Origin of the sequence: Streptomyces sp. NPDC001941 (assembly GCF_040296945.1) — a bacterium.
Classification (GTDB): domain Bacteria; phylum Actinomycetota; class Actinomycetes; order Streptomycetales; family Streptomycetaceae; genus Streptomyces.
The window spans coordinates 36,136-54,282 of the sequence record NZ_JBEOYE010000065.1 but is presented as its reverse complement, the minus strand read 5'-3'; the positions used below and the strand labels follow the sequence as shown (position 1 = coordinate 54,282).

Sequence of the window (18,147 nt, the reverse complement as noted above, 5' to 3'; positions counted from 1 at the left end):
AGCTCGATCTCCGGACGCTGACGCAACTGGTGGACCACACCCACGTACAGGATCGGATCCGGGGCGTACACCGCCACCGTGACGCGCTGCACGGGGGAGGCGGTGCCGGTGCGGTGAATCCCCGTCGGCCGGGCGGCAGTCAGCAGGGCGTCGTTCGTGCGCGGGGAGTCGATGTTCGTGCGCGGGGGGTCGATGAGGGCGGTGGTGGCGCTAGGCATGGTCAGTACCTGTTCCTGTTGCGTGTGGGGGTACGCGGTTGAGCGCTCGGCGCGAGCCGTGGGCGGCCTGGGAGGTGTCGTGCGGGACACCGGCCGCACCTCGCTCATCTGCGCGGATGCAGACCAACGATCATAGGGAGGCGCTTCGTGCGTCGCGTCGTGGCGGGGGGCGTCGGGCTCCGCCGCCGGCACCGCCACGCACGACGTGACGCACCTTCACGCGTACCGTATGCCCGCTCTGGTGCTCAAATGCCCGGTGTAGCAGGGGGTTTCTCTACAACCGGTTCCGCGAGCGGCTGTGAGAATCAGCTCACGGTCGTCGGTCGTCTCGGCCTGGAGCGAGCGGGCGCCCGCGTGGCCGCGGACGGCGTGGACGTCGTACCGGCCCCGGGTCTCTCAAGGCCGGGACTTCCTTCGGTCAGGGCAACGCAACCGCTGCGGTGTGCAGTTCGTCGTACGGGATCCTCACGACGCGCCCTTGGGGAACAGGGACCGCTCCAGTGCGGAGCGCACGGAGCCGGAGGCACTGTCGCCGGCCGGGGTCAGGGCGAGCGCGGCCGTCATCAGGAGCAGCACCCGGACGCCCCCGCCCGTGGCTCCGTCCACGCCCGGGAGCAGGGGTATGACCACGGCGAATGCGACCAGCGTCAGGCTGGGCGCCGTGCGGCGCAGCAGGCGGGCGGCCTTGGAGGCGGGCGGCTCGGTCGCACCGTGCTCCAGCAGGGCGTCCAGGTCCCCGTCCACGAGGGCGAGGACGCCCGAACGCAGCGAGGCCAGGACGGTGTCGTACTCCCGGGCGGTGCGCGCGTGCGTGATCGCGCGGTCGTGGCGCCGCACCAGTTCCGCCAGGGTGGCGTGGAACTGGCGTGCCTGGCGCCGGGACGCGACTTCGGTGATCGACGTCCGGCGCCGGGTGTCGCCGTGGTCCTGGGCGGCCACGACAGCCTCGGCCAACCTGGCCCGTACCACCGCGACGTGCCGCGGGTCCCACCAGCGGGAGCGGCCGTGGAAGCATGCCGACGTGGCCGTCATCAGCTCGACCAGCAGCGAGTCGAGGGGGCGTGATCGGTGCGGCTGCCGGTAGCGGCGGTTGAGGACGCGCTCGACCGATGCGATCCACTGGTTCGCCTGCGCTCCCAGGAGCAGGCCGAACAGCCCTGCCGCCGCGGCGGTCAACCGTCCTCCCGGCCCGACGGTCAAGGCCGTCGCCACGGCCAGCCAGGAGGCCACCGCGCCGACCACGACGGTCGCCAGCAGCGTCGCCGGCACGAACCAGTAGGCGAGCTGCGGATTCCTCAGGCGCCAGGCCGTCCCGGTCCGGCCGAGCCGGTCGAACAAGGAGACGACCAACTCGACGTCATGGCGGGCCGCGTACAGGGCCCCGACGCAGACGGCGGCCCAGACTGCCAGCGGAAACAGCCACCAGGGCGCTCCGGCGGAACCGTTGGAGTCGGCGGCGAACACCGCGCCCGTCAGTCCTGCGACGGTGGACGCGGCAGCCATGCCCACCGCGGTGATGACCGTGGCGGCGTAGTTGGTCACGAACTGGAGGTTGAGCGGGAAGCGGGTGCGTATCCAGGCATGGAACACGGCCGCCTGGATCCTGCGCCGCTCGTCGTCACCGAGGTCGGGGAACGCCCGCGCGTACACCCGGGTCCGCCGGGCGACGTCCCGCAGCCACGCCGCTTCCTGACGAAGGAGCTCCACGTCGCTCAAGGCCCGCATGCGGCGGAGCCTTCCCACGGTGGGGCGGCTTCAAGCGAAGCCGTCGCTGGCGAGCGGCCGTCGGACCGCTACACGCCGGTGGTGCCGTCGACGCGTTCCCGGAGCAGGTCGGCGTGGCCGTTGTGGCGCGCGTACTCCTCGATCATGTGCACATAGATCCAGCGCAGGCTGACGTCCTGGCCCATGAAGCGGCCGGTGTCGGTCAGCTCGTGGCCGGCGCAGAGCTCGCGGGCCCGTACGACCTCTGCCTGCCAGGTGGCGAGGGCGTCGCTGAGGGTGGCGCCGTCGGCCAGTTCGAATCCTCCGTCGGGGCCGTCGGGGTCGGCGTGCGGGTCGTGGATGGGCGGAGCCTGCTCGCCCGCGAACACGCGGCGGAACCAGTTGCGCTCCACCTCGGCCAGGTGCTGGACGAGTCCGGTGAGGGTGAAGGCGGACGGCGGGACGGACGCGAGGGCGGCCTGCTCGTCGTCCAGGCCCTCGCACTTCAGGGCGAGGGTGGCGCGGTGGAAGTCGAGCCAGCCTTCCAGTGTGGTGCGTTCGTCGGCGTTCAGGGGCGGTACAGGGCGTTCGTTCGTGGCCATCGGACGATTATCACTGGGTGTCCCCGGGCATCGGCGCGGGCCCTGGCAGTGGCCGCGCGCCGGTGGTGGCGGCCAGCGGCCCGATGGCCCGTCCGAGGAGGCCGCGTGGGCTGCGCGCCCGGGACGATCCGGCGGCGGGGAACAAGCAGTTCCCGCATACGGTGAGTTGGCCTTCACGGACTCCGCCACGCCTGGGATGAACCGCGCGGCGTAGGTGGGGAACAGGACGTGCCTCGCCGCCGGGTTCTCCTTGTAGGTGCTGCCCGGGATGATGCGGGCCAGGCGCCGTCCGCACGGGTCCACCGGCGCCGAGGCGGCCGCGTCGCCGTGCTCGATCAGCGTGGGCACGGTGAGCGCCGCGGCTTCTTCGCGTACGTCTGTGCAGGCGGTGCGCACGACCTCGACGGCGGCCTTCGCCGAGCAGTCCAGGAAACGGATGACCTTCCCGCCCCCTGTTCTCAGCCGGCCCACCGGCACGGCCGCGACCGGCACCGTGGACGTACTCTGACCGGGAAGAACGAGCGACCCGGAGATCAAGTGACACAGCAGAACGCCTACGGCCAGCCCGTCGGGGAGCCGCTCCCCCAGTGGACGCCCCGCCCCGCCCCCGCGCGCACCACGCTCAAGGGCACCTACTGCCGACTCGAGCCGCTCGACCCCGCCCGTCACGCGGACGACCTGTACGCGGCCTACGCGAGCGCCCCCGACGGACGGAACTGGACCTACCTGCCCGTCGGACCGTTCAAGGACGCCGACCACTACCGCGCCTGGGCCGAGGACGCCGCCCGCAGCAGCGACCCCCTGCACTACACGGTCATCGACAACGCCACGGGCAAGGCGGCCGGCACCCTCTCCCTCATGCGGCACGACCCGGCGGACGGTGTCATCGAGGTCGGGTACGTGGTCTTCTCGCCGCTGCTCCAGCGCACCCCGGTATCCACCGAGGCGCAGTACCTGCTGATGGCCTACGCGTTCGACGCCCTCGGCTACCGTCGCTACGAATGGAAGTGCGACGCCCTCAACGCCCCCTCGCGCAAGGCCGCCGACCGCCTCGGTTTCACCTTCGAGGGCATCTTCCGCCAGGCCGTGGTGTACCGGGGGCGCAACCGCGACACCGCCTGGTACTCCATCGTCGACAGCGAATGGCCCGCGATCCGCGAGGCCTTCCGCGACTGGCTCGCACCCGAGAACTTCGACGCGGAGGGGCGCCAGAGGCATGCGCTGGCCGACCTGCGCGAGAGCCAGGACGATCGCGCTGACGGCCGGAGCCTTACCTGATCGGGGCCCTGTTCCCCCACTGCGGCCAACCGCCCCCGCCGCTACCTCCTACTTCTCCTCCGGCTCCCAGGCGCGGAGCAGGTCGAGCAGCCCTGAGTCTCCGTCAACGCGCAAGGAGTCGGCCTTGATCCGGTCGTACAGGTAGAGGACCAGTTCACTGGCCGTGCCGTGGACGGAGGCGCCGGCTGCGTCCGAGTCTTCGCCGGTCGCGGCGGTGGGCGCGGGGACGCGGGTGATGCGTGCGCCGTCGCCGTCGACGGTGAGGCGCCATGAGCGGCCCTCGGCGGCGTGGAAGTCGAAGGCCGTCGGCTGGTGCGGCCAGGCACTCGGCGTCGCACAGACGGTGAACAGGAACTCCTCCACACCGTCGAGTGCCAGCTCGACCGGCAGCGGCTGCGGAGAGCCCCCGGCGAGCTGGGCGTCGTAGGTGTGCACCGCGCTCTCCTGGACCCGGTGCCGGGCGGTACCGCCGACGGTCCGCGGTGACTGCGACGCGGGCCACCACGTCCAGCAACCGCTCTCCGGTCCCGCCGCGCGCAGCGCGCCCAGCAGGAGCTGCGTCGACGCGTCCAGCCAGGCCAGCAGTTCCTCACGCTCCTGCGGCAGTTCCAGCGCGGCGCGCGCGGCGACGGCCTCGGCCGGGGGAGCGTCGGCAGGCCCCGCAGCGACGATGGCGGCCCAGAAACGGTCTCCCCCGCCCAGGTGCTTCACCAGATCGAACAGCGTCCACCCGGGGCAGCTCGTCACCTGCGCGTCGAGACCGGGCACGGCGGCGACCACAGCGCGGAAGGCGGTCGACCGTTCGTCGATCAGTCGCAACAGGTCAGGGAACTCGAGATTCTTTTCCACGTCGGGTGTCTATCACCGTGCACCGGTGATCGGACAGCGATTTTCACAGCCCCCGCCCTCAAGTTCGTTACAGCAAGAGCCACTTGCTCATGCCGGCTCATGGTGGAGGGGGTCCAGGGCGGTGAGTTCGTCCTCGGACAGGCGCAGGGAGCCGGTGGCGACGTTCTGGACGAGGTGGTCGAGGTCGCCGGTGCCGGGGATGGCCAGGACATGGGGGCCCTGGTGCAGGGTCCACGCGAGCCGGATCTGGGCTGTGCTCACCCCGTGGGCGCGGGCGATGGCGTGCACCTCCGGGCTGTCGTCGGTGGTCGCGCCGGCGGTGCGTCCGGTGCCGGCGATCGAGTAGAACGGCACGAACGCGATGCGTTGTTCGCCGCACATGTCCAGGAGCTCCTTCTGCTCGGGTGATGCGCCGATGCCGTACATGTTCTGGACGCACACCACGGGGGCGATGGCCTGGGCCTCGGTGAGGTGGTGTGCGCGGACGTTGGACAGGCCCAGATGGCGGATGAGCCCTGCCTCGCGCAGGTCGGCGAGTGCGCCGAAGCGTTCGGCGATGGAATCGGTGCCGACGATGCGCAGGTTGACCACGTCGAGGTGGTCGCGGCCGAGCTGGCGCAGGTTCTCCTCGACCTGGCCGCGCAGTTGCTCGGGGGTGGCGTGCGGCAGCCACTGTCCCGCGGGGTCGCGGCCTGGTCCGACCTTGGTGGTGATGACGAGGTCATCTGGGTAGGGGACCAGTGCCTGGTTGATCAGTTCGTTGGCGGAGCGCAGCGGGGAGAAGTAGAACGCTGCAGTGTCGATGTGGTTCACACCGAGCTCGATCGCGCGGCGCAGCACTCTGATCGCCTGGTCGCGGTCGCGGGGGACGGCATCGGTCGCGAACGCCTCGCCGTGTTGCGGCAGGCGCATCGCGCCGAAACCGATCCGGTTGACTGTCAGGTCGCCGAGCTGCCAGGTGCCCGATGCCGCCGCGTTGATCGTCTGTGAAGTCATGGCGTGATGATCTGCGCACGGTAGCCTGACCGCCATTGATTCACACATGCCTGAATCCGTTGGGGGGTGGCTGTTCTGGCAGAGCTGGCGTTCTCGGCGAGCGATCTGGCGCAGGTGCGGTTCGCCGTCTCACCGATGTGGGAGGTCGCGCCCAGCTTCCGGCTGCTGACATCCGGCACTACGCATCCGGTCCACCGGCCTTGGGCCGACCAGGTACGCCCGCGTATGGTGGCCGCCGGACTGGACCGGGGCTGGCTACGCGAGCTGATCCCGCCCACCGGCGGCTACATACCCGACTTCCTCAACCCGGCGCCCGCCGGACCGGCCCCCACCGCGGCGGCGGAGTGGGACACGATCCGGGCCTCGCCCGCAGACCGGGTACGTCGGGACCTCGACCACCTGGCCCGCCATCAGAACGGCCTCGGCCCCCGGCTGCGCTCCCTGCATGCCGATCCGCAGACCTGCCTCGCCAAGGTCACAGATGAACTCGCAACGTACTGGGAACTGGCGCTCGCCCCGTACTGGGCACGCGTCCAGACCATCCTGAACGCCGATGTCCTCCACCGGGCCCGCTTGGCCGCCGAGCACGGCGCGGGACATCTCCTCAACGACCTGCACACGTCGCTGAGCTGGGACGACAATGCGCTGCGGATATCCGGCCGGAAGCAGCCACTGACCCGCGCGACGGCAGGTACGGGACTGCTGCTGATCCCCTCGGCCTTCACCGGACCGGGGCTGCGCACCCGAACAACGCCGCCGGACCCGCCCCAACTCGCCTATCCGGCACGCGGTGTCGGCGCGCTCTGGCAGGCGCGGCCCGTCAAGCGAGCCGACGCCCTGTCCGCCGTACTGGGCCGCTCACGGACTCTGCTGCTGACGGAGTTGGAGATCCCGGCTTCCACCACACAGCTGGCCCACCGCACCGGACTCTCCCCCGCCGGGGTATCCCAATACCTCACCGCGCTGCGCAGCGCGGGCCTGGTCAGCGCCCACCGCGCCGGCCGCTCCGTCCTCTACGCCCGCACCACCGCAGCCGAAACCCTCCTCCAAGCCGCATCCGCCTGACCTCACGTCAACCCCGAGGGACTTCCGGCGCCGACCACCCCACTGCACGGCCCGCACACGCCGACGTCTCGGTCGTACGGCTGCGCGGTACCGTACGAGGACCGGGGCGCCGCGCTCAGCGAATGGGGTTCTGACCGCGCGTCCGTGAAGGATCTTGGACTCGGTCAACCCCGTCCTGCCCGTCCGAAGCCACCTGGTTGGCCGACGCCGAAGAGTACGTGAACCTGCTGCAGACTCTCCTTTCCTTGGAAGGCATCAAGGTCTGGGAACGGCGGGCGGTTCGGATTACCGGGACAGCACCTTGCCAGTGTCGGCGTCGTACGCCATGCCTGTCGGAGACAGGCGCACGGTACGCGTCTCCAAGGGCGCACCCCGTTTCCAGGTCGGTCCGCCGATCAGAACACGCACAGAGACGTCCGCATTGATGTCGCTGACGGGCAAGCTGAGTTGAGGATCCTCGGTATACCCATCGTCCTTGACGCTGGTGTCGGACTTGCCACCTGACTCGATACGCAGGTACTTCGCGCCTGTCTCGAAGTACATGCGCAGTTCCACGTCCACAGTGTTGGTCTCCCGGCTCCACTGGGCGTTCAGGTCGGTGAGGATGCCGGCCATCTTCAGCGTGGCCATGGCACGACCCTGGTAGGCGGCGGCCCGCTCCGTCTCACGCTTCTGCTGGCGGTCCTGGTCGCCGCTCTGCCAGACGGCAGCGGTGGTCAGGGCCAGGACAATGGCGCTGGCCACGTAGGGCCACAGTCGCCGACGTCTGCGCGGCGGGGTGAGCGGCGCGGGTGGTGCTCCGGTGGCCGGCTCGGGGGACGGGTCGACGCTGTACCACTGTGCCTGTTCGCCGGTGGGCTGCTCGAACCACTCGTTGCCTTTGCCGTTGGCCATGCGGGCGACGGTAGCGCGCAGGCGGGCGGAGTGGGCCTCGTTTCCAGCCAGTTCAGCGACGTGCGCGCGCACCACTGTCCACGCAAGGGCCTGAGGGGAATCGATGCCGTGGGCCCGGATGTCCTCGCGCTCGCCGAGGACGGCGACATCCGCCGCCTCGCTGAACCGGCCCTCGCGGGCTGCCTGGAGAGCGACCTGGTGCCGTGCGCTCAGGGCGTACGCCGCAGCAGAGCGTGGCGCATCGGCGCCACCCGCGACGGACGCGAGAACGGGGACAGGCGCGGCCGCGGCCGGAGTGTGAGCAGTGCGTGCCTCGGGGACAGCCTCGGACAAACTGGTAACGGCTTCCGGGCCCGCCGCCGAGGCGGGTTCCACTGTGATCTGCTCAGTAGCCGCCTGCGCCTCCTGCGCTGCACGACGGCGACGCGACGTGTCGGTCAGCTCGGCCTCCTCCTCGGAGAGCGTGGTGGCGACGACGTCCACGTAGTGCGGGCCGACCTTCCACACCGCCTCGCCCGGACCAAGCATCGGGATGCGGTCGACGGCCCACGCGGGCAGTCCGAGGAGCGCGCCAACGACTGCGGCCTCCTCCGGCCCGAGACGCCCGACGTGCACGATTTCGCACAGCTTCGCCAGGTCTTGGGCTCGGCCGTCGCCGAGGTCGGAGAGGGTGTGCATGACGCAGTCCAGGCTGAGCGCCGCTTTGCGGGAGTTCTTCAGCAGTCGCTGGATCAGCTCCGCCGTGGCAGGTGAGAGGAGCACCTGCCAGGCCTCCTCCAGGACCAAGTGCCGATGCGGGGCGGTCGACTGGCGCAGCCACACGTGTTCCACCCAGCACGCGATGGCGGCCATGAGTGCGGGAATGGCCGGACTGTTGCGGTCGAGGCGGGAGAAGTCGAACGAGATCAGGGGCCGGTCCGTGGGCGGTAACCGTGTGTCGGCGCTGTCGAAGAGGCCGGTGAGCGACCCTTCGGTGTAGCGCGAGAGAGCGATCGCGGCGCCCTCGCCCCACTCGGACAGCCGCGACGCCGGCCAGCGGCCCGCCCGGGGATCCACGAGGGCGTCGACCACTCCGTGCAGGTCGGTCGCGCGGCGGTCGTTCATGACGTGCTGGACGGCGTGGGTGGCGTGGTGGGAGAGGGCATCGGGCTCCACCGCCGCGATGAGCGAGCGCACGAGCTGCTCGCGGACCTCACGGGGCAGTATGGGCGAGCAGGGGTTGAGGGTGAAGGTGCCCGCTTCGACGACCAGGCCGCCGACCGCGCGGGTCAAGGCTGCCCACTCCCCCGAGGTGCCGTCCTCACCGTAGCTGTCGACCACCACGCCTTGGTGGCCGTGCTCGGAGATCTCCCGCAGCAGCCGTACCTTGGAGGTGGTGGACTTGCCCGACCCGAGGCCGCCGAGCGCGAGCGAGTTCGTAGCGGGCAGCAGTCGGCCGTCCACCAGCACCGGGGAAAGCCGGAACTGCCGTCCGTCGGTGAGGGACCGGCCGATCGGGATCCCGGGGAACGCGGTGTCGGAGGCGACCAGCGGGGCCGTGACCGCGGCAGCGGTGGCCGGGAGACGGATCACAGTACGGCTCCCTTCCGGGCGCGCGCGCCGTACGGGGTGGTCATCACGTGCGCGCGAGTCTGCTGGCCGGTCAACCAGTCCAGTCCCATGCGGTGCCGGTCGGCGGTCAGCGTCGCATCCCAACACGCCTGTATGACTGCCTCGGGGGTGTCTGCCCATACGGTCAGGTACGCGTCGACGTCCACCAGACAGGCGCCTTGTACGAGGGCGTCGTGAGTGGTCGCACCGACCGTCGACTGCTGGTCGGCCTTGACGGAATCGGTGACGAACGCGCCGGAGGCCGCGCGGGCCCACATCGCCGAGCGGCGCGACTGTGTGGCGGGCAGCGGCCGGTAGAGGACACCCAGGGCGCGGCCCGTACCAGCGAGCGCGGGATCGGTTCCGGCACCCAGCAGTAGACGCGGCATCATGTCGCCGTCCGTTTCGTCCGGCCACGCTGTGATGCGGGCTGTTGCGACGTAGCGGCCATCGGCCAGAGCCACCCACCCGCCGGTGCGGCCCTTCACCGTCTCAGCCGGACCGGGGGTGACTTCCTCCAGGGAACCGAGGCTGCCCAGTTCGGCGGCGATGGTGTCGATGACCCGCTCGGGGTGGCCGACAAGGCCGCGCGGGATGTGGACCGACACCGTCTGCGTGTGATCGGTGTAGGCGCCGATGGTCGCGTGGTGGGTGATGTGGATCTGGATACCGGCGCCGCGCGCCTGCCCGCCCGCGAAGGTGAGCGCCCGTGCGAGGGCGGCGTGCAGTACCTCGCGGGACACAGGGTCCTGCATCGCCCCGTGATGGGGGTAGAGAGTCCACGTACGGGTGGCTACCCGGGTGACGGGCAAGCGAGTCGTGCGCCGCTCGGTCAGGTGACGTACGCCCACCGCTGCCCACCGGGCCACAGACCGGCGCCCGACCACGATGTTGATCAAGGCGGCGACGGCCGCCACCACAGCGAATGCGAGCGGGGGCGGCGGGGTGATGACCGCCGAGGCAAGCACGGCGCCTGCGGCCAGCGCGTTCGCCTTGGTGACCAGGACTTCGGCCGGGGACAGGCCGCGTTGCAGCGCGGGCACGCGGTAGCCGGGGGACAGCGTATACACGGTGACTCCTCTCGGAACAGATCAGGGCGTGGTCGGACCGGACGGTGGTGTGCCCGGCGCGGGGCGCGGACCCGCCCCCGGCGGCGTCGGCGGCCCCGTCGGTGTCGGTGTCGGTGGTGTACCCGGGCGGGGGCCAGGAGCCGTCGGCCCGGCGGCGGTGCCTGGGGTGTGGGGCGGGGTGGTCCTGGCTGCGGGAGGCCTGGGCGGGGTGTGGCGGGCGTGTGCCTGGCGACGCGCGTCCAGCACCTTCGCCCGCCGCTCGGCGTTGTCCTTGGCCTGCTGGATCGCCGAGGCAGTCGTCAGGCGCACCCCCTGCTGGCGCGGTGTGCCGCCGAACGCGGCGAACAGAGCGCCCGCGTCCTGGCCGACGGCGCGGCCGGGGGTGGGCACCGTGCGCGGCGTACGGGCGGTCTCCTGCTCGTACATGCGCGGCACCCCGACCCGGACCAGCGCGAGCGCGGCACGGTTGTCAGTGTGCCGCTCGGCCAGGGCGCGGACGGCGCCGGCCAGCCGCGGACCGACGTACGGCACCCCGTGGACGATCATCCGCATCATGACCAGGTCAGCAGCCACCAGCAGCACCGCGTCCAGGATGAGTGACCCCTTGGCCAAGGCGACGAAGGGCGCAATCAGCAGCAACGCCATGGGCGCGAACATCAGCCCCAGCAAGCGGTTGAACCATGTCTTCAGAGCAGTGACGTCACCCCCGCGTGCCAGGGACGCGAGCACCAGCGGTGCGAGGCACACAAACGCCAGGATGCCGATGTTGCGGCACAGGAACACGAGCAGCGCCAGGGCCAGGGCGACGACCAACGCGGCCAGCAGCACCAGCTGGCCGAGCGGGTTCGTCTCCGCGCCTGCGGCCTTCATGTCGGCGGTGATCGCGCCGAGGAGCGTCATGTCATCGGACGCGAACGCCATCGAGAAGGCCTTGGCGATGGCCGAGTTGAGCAGTGCCACCGCGCCAGGAATGGACACCATGGCAACCACAGCGGCCAGCGTCCACCCGGTGGACTGCCCCATCTGCCGGAGGCGTGGGGCTCCCTGCCAGGCCGTCAGGCCGCACACCACCACTACACAGAAGAACACCGACACCGCAAGATGCTGTCCAAGCCACAGAAACGGGGCGTACACCGCGTCCGTCGGCCGCTTGGGCGCCCACGTCTCTCCCGGACCCAGGAGCTTACGCAGCTGGTTCGTGAGGTCTGTGGCCAGCTGCTCCACCTGACCGCGAGCGCCTCTCGTCATGCCGCGAGGCTGTCCGTCCGGGCCGACGCAGTAGTCGCCCGCCGGGCCCATCCGGTCGCAGATGCCCTCGTTCGGTGTCTTGTTCGGCGGGTTCTTGCAGTAGTCGTAGGCGTGTGAGCCTTTCAGATACCGGCACGGGTCTTCATCGGGCATCTACGCTCACCCCTTGGCGTTAGTGACGGTCGAAAAGAGCGTGTCGCCGTACAGTGCGAGTACCACTGCGATGAACAACGTCCCCACACCCATGAGCCCCTTGCGCAGGGCTTCCTTGGGGTTCGTGGAGGCCTTGAACAGCATCCCCAGCGCGATAACGGCGATGACCGCCGCGATCCCCTTGGTTACGAGGCCGCCGCCAGTCATTCCGATGGTGTCGAAGAAGTCGGTGAACCCCTTGGAGAGGTCCTGACCGGCAGCCGTGGTGGTGTGTCGGGCCATTTCTAGATCTCCTTCTTCGGTGTGGGGCGTCCGATCGCGTACAGGTCGGACATGGATTTCAGGTCGTCCACCCGGACTTCTTCGCCGGGGCGCGGCGCGTTCACCATGCGCCCGCCGCCGACGTAGATACCGACGTGGTGGATACCGGCGGGGCTGCTGCCGAAGAACACGAGGTCCCCGGCTCGGAAATCCTGCGGCCGGACCGGTTCGGTCGCGGCGTATTGCTGGGCAGCGGTTCGGGGCAGGCTGATTCCAGCGCGGGCGTAGGCGTAGAGCACCAGGCCCGAGCAGTCAAAACCTTTGATATTCGTCCCGGAGCTTCCGTTGGGCGAGCAGCAGATGCCCGTGGACGGGCCCACGGACGTACCGCCGCCCCACGAGTATGGCTTTCCGATCATTCCCATGGCGGCACGGATAGCGGTGACGCCAGCGGAGCCACTGGAGCCTTCCGACGGGGTCTGCGCACTCGCCTGGATGATCTTTACGTAGTTTCGCGTCTCTCCATAGGGCGGTACGCCATGATGCTCTATCACCGCTCCTGGCCCGGCATTGTAGGCCGCCAGCATGTTGGCCTGTTTGTCGCCGGGAACGTTCTTTACTTCCTTCGCGACGTCGCACAGGTACTGGGCGGCCGCCGGGATAGCGTCCTCGGGGTCCCACATGTCCTTCTTGCCGTCGCCGTTCCCATCCACGCCGTGCGTGACCCACGTGGACGGACGGAACTGTGCGATGCCCTTGGCTGGTCCGGAATCTGCCCTCGGGTTGAATTGGGATTCCTGTTTGATCAGGGCGGCCAGAAGATTCGGGCTGATCTCCGGGCACGCGGTACCGGCATCCTCGATCAGAGCTCGGTACTCGGCGGGAACGTCCACGCCGAGCACCTTGCCGACGATCGGGTTGCTGCCGGCCGACTGGACGAGCGCCGCCGCGATGACCAGGACGGTCGCCCCCACGCCCAGCACCCCCACAGTGCCTGTTTTCACGATTTCCCTCCCCTATCGTCGATTCAGGTATCTGCGCTGTTCAGGACCGACATCCAGACCGACATGGCCACCGACGGGGACCGACGTCGACGGGGCCGCGCCGTCGGTGCATGTCGGTCCCCGGTCGGTGCCCATGTCGGTACCTGTGTCGGTGCTCGCGCCGGTCATGTCGCGCCTCCCGCACGCCGCGCTGCGGCCTCGATGTCGGCCAGGTGGTAGCCACGCCCGCCTGGCCCTCGCCCCGCCGGAGCCCCGCCCAGAAGCGATTTCAGGGCCTTTCCGCGGTCGGTCGCGTCGTTGGTCGTGATGCCCAGCAGTGCGGCCAGGTCGGGTGTCGTCATGAAATCCACCCCGGTCTGCCGCATATGCGTGACTGCCACCACCAGCGGTGCAACGGGCGGCGCCTGCTCGATCTTCTTTTCCCGGCGCGACAGAATGTCGTCCGTCACCTCCCACACGAAGTCGTCCGGAAAATTGAATCCGCGCAGCAGCGTGGACGTACCGCGCGCGAACAGCACTGCTTGGCCCTTGATATCGGGGTCTAGCAGCGCAGGGTGGATCGGCGCGACGGTCTTGAAATACGAGTCACCAAGCGCCACCTTCGCACCACCCTCGGATGGCATGTAGAGGCTGACGCGGTACTGGAACTGCTCACGCACCACGACCGGAATGGCTTCACGGGAAGGCCGCTGAGTCAGCATGATGGTGGAAATCTGGGACTCAAGAGACTTCGCCACCAGCGACCGCGACTTTTCCACTACCCGGCCGACGATCTCTTTAGACCCCTTTTCACCGGTCTCGGCGTAGAAGTCTGCTGCTTCATCAATGATGAAAAAGATCTGCCGGTGACGTGAGACCGGTCGCCGGTTGCGAATCGCATTCTGTTGCTCCTCGTACCGGCGATCCGAAATGGCGATGAGATCGTCAATCATGGACTCGAAAACCGATGCCTTGTCGGATGCTTCATAGCGCACCGCGACCGGTTCGAAACGGGTCAACCCGCTGAATTTTCCGTCCAGTAGGTACAGGTCGATATCATCGCCGTACGCGATCAACAAGCACGTGATCAGACCGTTCACCAGCGTGGTTTTCCCAGTCTGCGTCATCCCTGCGATCATCATCGAGGCTTTTTCGAAACCGGCCACGCCGCCCAGGACGCCGGTGACCTGGTGCCCCAGCGGAACTCCCTCGTACGCACGGACCTGTTGACGGGTCGGCGCCGGGAACTCCTGACTGAACGGCGGGTCGGACAGCACCAGCATTCGCACTTCCCGCTCACTGCGGCGACTCGATTCCAGCTTGATGTGCATCTGCGTCACACCGAACATCGACGCGATGGCCACCACGCTTTTCTGCACCTCGGCGAACGCGTGGCCCTCGGGAAGCAGGAAGCTGTACCGGGTGCCGACCCCGAGGGATTCCACCTGGACGTCGGACAGCCGGACGAACTCGTCCCGGCCGATGGCGCCGGAGCGGACGAGTGCGGCCGTCAGCTCCGGGTGCCGAGGGATCTCCGCCTCACCCGAATCGCCGCCGACGGCCGTACCAGCGGCCGTCGTGGCGGTGACAGCGTCCGGGCGCCGCCACCAGCGCAGCACCGCCGTACGGATACGCCAGGCCGCCCACCCCAGCAAGAGGAGGATCCCGACGGCCAGGGCGACCGCAGCCGGCCACGGCAGACCGGTCCACTGCTGGAAGGACGCGAGCGCGGCGGTCACGACGACCAGCACACCGATTGCACCTGCGACGTGTGCGTACAGGTCTTCATCGTGGTCACCGCGCCGGTCGCGCTCGCCGTACCGGTCGTCATTGCGTCGTCGTCTACTCACTGTCCCCCCTACAGGAACCGGTGATCATAGCTTCAACTCGCCCGCTTGGCCTGGGCATTTCCGTCCCGCACGGCTAAGCAGACGGCAGCCCGGGCATCCCTCCGGGCGGAAGAGTGCCCCCGGGCAGGCCTCAGCCCCGGCCCTCTGCTGCACCATGAGAGGTTTGCATACGGGTAAGGACACTTGAGATTAGCAAACGGTTGCACTCAGTTGGGGGGCAGATTCAGGAAGTTGGCGAGACTGCCTGTACGAGCACGGTCGACGCGGCAGGATCAAGCCATCAGTTCGGACACCCCGCGCAGAGGTACCCAAGGAACGCGACTGCCGGGACCGTCTGTGCACCCAGCCCACACGGGGAGCCCGCGCCGTCGAGACGCGAGGGCCAGCTGCTGTGATACGGATGCAGTGACGGGTTCCGTGACCAACTGGGCTACCCGACCCCCGCAGCCACCACCCCGACTATGGCCTGCAGTTCACCCCGCAGACGTCAGTCACGACCGCCGCGTGGACCTGCGGCTCAACTGTGGGGCACGGCGAGTACGGGGGCTGCCGACCGGCGCCCGGCCCTGACTGTCGAGCACCGAGAGATGCGAGAGCGAGATCCTGCCTCCGTCAACGGCACTGCCATGCCGATATGCGCCCGCACCGACGCCTACCTGCACCTGGGCTCCGGACAGACAGCGAAGCGCACGGGCTTCCGCAGGGCGTTCGCTCCCTTCAGGCCCACCGTGCACGGCACCCGAGCGGCCCGACGGGCAGAGCTCCGTCGCCACATCCGCTGGCTACTGGAACAGCAGGCTGCAGTCCTCAAGGGGGTAACACCCTACGAACGCCTGCACGAGTCCAAGCATGCCACGCACGGGTGGTGGACGCCGCCTCACCCCTTCCGGCACGTCCCCGTACGAGGCATGGCGGGACCTCTTCAGCGAGATCCGCCTCCTCCGGGTGACCGCTTACAACATCGCCCACCGGCTGCGCCCTTGGCCCACGGCCGGGCGGCGCGACCGCTTACAGGCTCGCCGTGTCACGCCTATGAGTTCGCCCCCTCCATGGAGCTTGAGGGGGCGAACTTGCCATTCAGAGGCGCCTGGATCAGACCTCGGTGACGAACTCGATGAACGCCTTCCACGAGCCGACAGCGACGAGGAAGGCCACTCCTGTCTCGAAGTCGTCCTTGGTGTCACGGACTCCGACCTGCGTGCCCAGGTCGGCCACGCCGATACACGAGCCGCCCTGGTCGCTGCTGTAGGTCGACTTGAACCACGACTGCTTGGGCGCAATCTCGAGCGCCGTCAGGTGCGTGTTGATGATTCGACTTCTTTCACTAGTTGGTGCAGGAACCGCGGCGTGTCGCCGGGCCCGAGAGCGCCCCGCTGGAGTGCATCGAACCTGCGGGTGTGCTTCCAGACCTCTGTGTCCCTGTCCGCGACGCTGACTCCGGCCGGCACGTCCACCTGCACGATCGTCATGTCCGGGGCCTCGAACTTGACCACCGCGAAGTTGCTATCGGTGCGGTAGGTAGCGTGGGACAAGGGAAGAATTTGCACCGTCACGTGATCGAGTTCGGACAGCTCGATGATGCGCAGGTACTGCTCCCGCATGATCTGCATGTTCCCGACCACACGGCGAAGGACCGCTTCGTCAAGCACCAGGTATAGCTCCATCGGATGCTCGGAGCGGTGCAGGACGTTCTGCCGTTCCATGCGCACCTGGGTGTTGCGTTCGACGAACTCCGTGGTCCGCTCATCGATGGGCTTCGCTGCCTCGAACAGGGAGCGTGCGTACGCCTCGGTCTGGAGCAGTCCGAAGACCACGTTGGGCTGCCAGACGCTCATCCGGGTGGCGTCCTGTTCCAGACCGACGTAGAAGGACATGCCCGAGGGCATGACGCTGCGGTAGGGGTGCCACCACTCGCGGCTGAAGGAGTTGGCGTGCAGGTCGACGAGGAAGGCGACGTCCTTGTCGTCGGTGACGCCGTAGCGCTCCAGGAGCTGGCGGAGCTGGGCGCCGGTCTTCAGCTTGGTCGTGCCGTTCTCCAACTTGGAGATCCGGGTGTGGTGGAAGGGCAGGCCCTCGGCGGCTTGGTCCAACGTGAGGCCCGCCCGCTCTCTCAAGCGCAAGAGCTCCTGGCCCAGCTGGATTCGCCGGATGGTCGTTCCGACTTTCGCTGGCACTTCCTTGCCTCCTCGAGCTCAACTCTCCGCCCACGGCTATGAGCATCGTGGACAGACCTGACCTGACTACGAGGGCCGCTGTTCCAGGTTTCACCATTGTTGTGCTCGGCACCGTTGCGCCTGTTCCGATTCTGGCAGCCTCTGTGCGCGCAGCGAACCCCCTTGTTACCGCAACAGACTATGCCACTTTCCGTGCAACTCGCGTACTTGTTGCAGCTGAACTTGCGTGTGCATCAGGCTAGTTGAGCCAGAGCAAGTGCGGGTGACGGTGAGGCTGGATCGCTCGAACCGTCGTCCCTCATGCCGCATCATGCCTCTGATCTGCGAAGGGTCGTCATGTCAGCGATTTCTCCCCTGCACCAGACGACCGATGGTGACGCCAGGACTGACGTTCTGCTCTACCTGGTCGCGGGCACCGCGCTGTCCTCTGACGAGATGATCGACTTCATGGAGCGGTACGCCCACGCCCACGAGTGGAACCCGTGCCGTGTGGTCGAGGACCAGGACCGCTTGCACGTCCTGGACCGGCGACCGGGGTGGGCGGAGGTCGTCGCGGCGATCACCACGCGCACGGTCCGCGGCGTCCTCGTACCGGAGTTCAACCACCTTGTCGCCGGCCGGAGCGAGCTTGGTCACCTGCGCGCCATACTCCGTGATCGCGGTGCGTTCCTCCGCGAGACGGGATTGCCGTCGGAGTGTGGGGGCCACGGTCCAGTGGCGGTCGATTCCGAAGCGGTGGTGCAGTCGTACGAGCGGGCCAGTGGCCCCCCGTACGTCCCCCCGGCAAGAACCCTGACCCCGGCGGGCCGCGGCCGAATCCGCGACGCCTGCGCGAGCATCCTGAGCGGTGATCCGCCCGAGGCGTTCCTTGAGTTCGACGCGGTCCGCAAGAGTCTGCGCTATGTCGAGGACTCCTTGGCCACGCTCGTTCTGGACGTACAGAAGAAGGCCCTGGAGCTCCACGCGGCGGCCCCACTTCGAGGCGACGGCCTGACCGCGGTGGCTGAGGCTCGCAGGCAGCTGTACGCGCCTCCCCCGGTGCCCGCGAACGCGGCCTCGTACATGGCGCGGCTGTACCGGTTGGCACCGCACTGCGTGGTGCTGCTCGATCACCTCGACGTGCTCAGCGAGCACGCCCGGCCCTGAACTTCCCTGCCGCCTGGCACTCCCACCTGCTCGGTGCAGGCGGACGGGTCTCACAGGCGCACTTCG

General features: G+C 68.9%; 15 protein-coding genes and 1 pseudogene. 3 read left to right on the top strand and 13 right to left on the bottom strand.

Annotated features, from left to right (window positions below):
• The 3 genes and pseudogenes from ABT160_RS33060 to ABT160_RS33050 all read right to left on the bottom strand — a co-directional run.
• Positions 1 to 218 (bottom strand): annotated as a pseudogene (locus tag ABT160_RS33060) (hypothetical protein); the annotation flags it as partial.
• Between the two features lie 465 nt (positions 219 to 683).
• Complete coding sequence (locus ABT160_RS33055) at positions 684 to 1,943, bottom strand: hypothetical protein (protein WP_351651627.1); 1,260 nt, start codon at positions 1,941 to 1,943, stop codon at positions 684 to 686.
• 68 nt (positions 1,944 to 2,011) lie between these two features.
• Complete coding sequence (locus tag ABT160_RS33050) at positions 2,012 to 2,524, bottom strand: DinB family protein (protein WP_351651631.1); 513 nt, start codon at positions 2,522 to 2,524, stop codon at positions 2,012 to 2,014.
• Between the two features lie 537 nt (positions 2,525 to 3,061).
• Between ABT160_RS33050 and ABT160_RS33045 the strand changes: the two genes are divergently transcribed.
• Positions 3,062 to 3,802, top strand: coding sequence for a GNAT family N-acetyltransferase (locus ABT160_RS33045; protein WP_351651626.1), 741 nt, complete (start codon positions 3,062 to 3,064; stop codon positions 3,800 to 3,802).
• A gap of 48 nt (positions 3,803 to 3,850) precedes the next feature.
• Here ABT160_RS33045 and ABT160_RS33040 read toward each other — a convergent pair whose 3' ends face one another.
• Both ABT160_RS33040 and ABT160_RS33035 read right to left on the bottom strand, forming a co-directional pair.
• Positions 3,851 to 4,651, bottom strand: coding sequence for a maleylpyruvate isomerase family mycothiol-dependent enzyme (locus tag ABT160_RS33040; protein ID WP_351651625.1), 801 nt, complete (start codon positions 4,649 to 4,651; stop codon positions 3,851 to 3,853).
• A gap of 87 nt (positions 4,652 to 4,738) precedes the next feature.
• Complete coding sequence (locus ABT160_RS33035) at positions 4,739 to 5,647, bottom strand: aldo/keto reductase (RefSeq protein WP_351651624.1); 909 nt, start codon at positions 5,645 to 5,647, stop codon at positions 4,739 to 4,741.
• Positions 5,648 to 5,713: 66 nt separating this feature from the next.
• Between ABT160_RS33035 and ABT160_RS33030 the strand changes: the two genes are divergently transcribed.
• A complete protein-coding gene (locus ABT160_RS33030) occupies positions 5,714 to 6,712 on the top strand; it encodes an ArsR/SmtB family transcription factor (protein WP_351651623.1) in 999 nt (332 codons plus the stop codon).
• Positions 6,713 to 6,997: 285 nt separating this feature from the next.
• Here ABT160_RS33030 and ABT160_RS33025 read toward each other — a convergent pair whose 3' ends face one another.
• The 8 genes from ABT160_RS33025 to ABT160_RS32990 all read right to left on the bottom strand — a co-directional run bounded on the left by ABT160_RS33025 (position 6,998) and on the right by ABT160_RS32990 (position 16,935).
• Positions 6,998 to 9,178 carry a putative type IV secretion/conjugal transfer ATPase gene (locus ABT160_RS33025; protein ID WP_351651622.1) on the bottom strand — a complete coding sequence of 727 codons (2,181 nt, stop codon included), beginning with the start codon at positions 9,176 to 9,178 and terminating at the stop codon, positions 6,998 to 7,000.
• A complete protein-coding gene (locus ABT160_RS33020; RefSeq protein WP_351651621.1) occupies positions 9,175 to 10,266 on the bottom strand; it encodes a hypothetical protein in 1,092 nt (363 codons plus the stop codon). Before ABT160_RS33020 ends, ABT160_RS33025 begins: the two co-directional genes overlap by 4 nt.
• A 21-nt stretch (positions 10,267 to 10,287) precedes the next feature.
• Complete coding sequence (locus ABT160_RS33015) at positions 10,288 to 11,667, bottom strand: hypothetical protein (RefSeq protein ID WP_351651620.1); 1,380 nt, start codon at positions 11,665 to 11,667, stop codon at positions 10,288 to 10,290.
• A 6-nt stretch (positions 11,668 to 11,673) separates the two neighbouring features.
• Complete coding sequence (locus tag ABT160_RS33010) at positions 11,674 to 11,949, bottom strand: hypothetical protein (protein WP_351651619.1); 276 nt, start codon at positions 11,947 to 11,949, stop codon at positions 11,674 to 11,676.
• 2 nt (positions 11,950 to 11,951) lie between these two features.
• The gene (locus ABT160_RS33005; protein WP_351651618.1) at positions 11,952 to 12,932 is read right to left on the bottom strand and encodes a bifunctional lytic transglycosylase/C40 family peptidase; all 981 of its coding nucleotides are present in this window, start codon (positions 12,930 to 12,932) and stop codon (positions 11,952 to 11,954) included.
• Positions 12,933 to 13,096: 164 nt separating this feature from the next.
• Positions 13,097 to 14,761, bottom strand: a complete 1,665-nt coding sequence (locus ABT160_RS33000; RefSeq protein WP_351651617.1) for an FtsK/SpoIIIE domain-containing protein — start codon at positions 14,759 to 14,761, stop codon at positions 13,097 to 13,099.
• Between the two features lie 1,092 nt (positions 14,762 to 15,853).
• The gene (locus ABT160_RS32995; RefSeq protein ID WP_351651630.1) at positions 15,854 to 16,042 is read right to left on the bottom strand and encodes a DUF397 domain-containing protein; all 189 of its coding nucleotides are present in this window, start codon (positions 16,040 to 16,042) and stop codon (positions 15,854 to 15,856) included.
• An 11-nt stretch (positions 16,043 to 16,053) separates the two neighbouring features.
• On the bottom strand, positions 16,054 to 16,935 hold the full coding sequence (locus ABT160_RS32990) for a helix-turn-helix domain-containing protein (protein ID WP_351651616.1): 882 nt from the start codon (positions 16,933 to 16,935) through the stop codon (positions 16,054 to 16,056).
• Between the two features lie 300 nt (positions 16,936 to 17,235).
• Here ABT160_RS32990 and ABT160_RS32985 point away from each other — a divergent pair, with 300 nt between their 5' ends.
• Complete coding sequence (locus ABT160_RS32985; RefSeq protein WP_351651615.1) at positions 17,236 to 18,081, top strand: recombinase family protein; 846 nt, start codon at positions 17,236 to 17,238, stop codon at positions 18,079 to 18,081.
• Positions 18,082 to 18,147 lie beyond the last annotated feature (66 nt).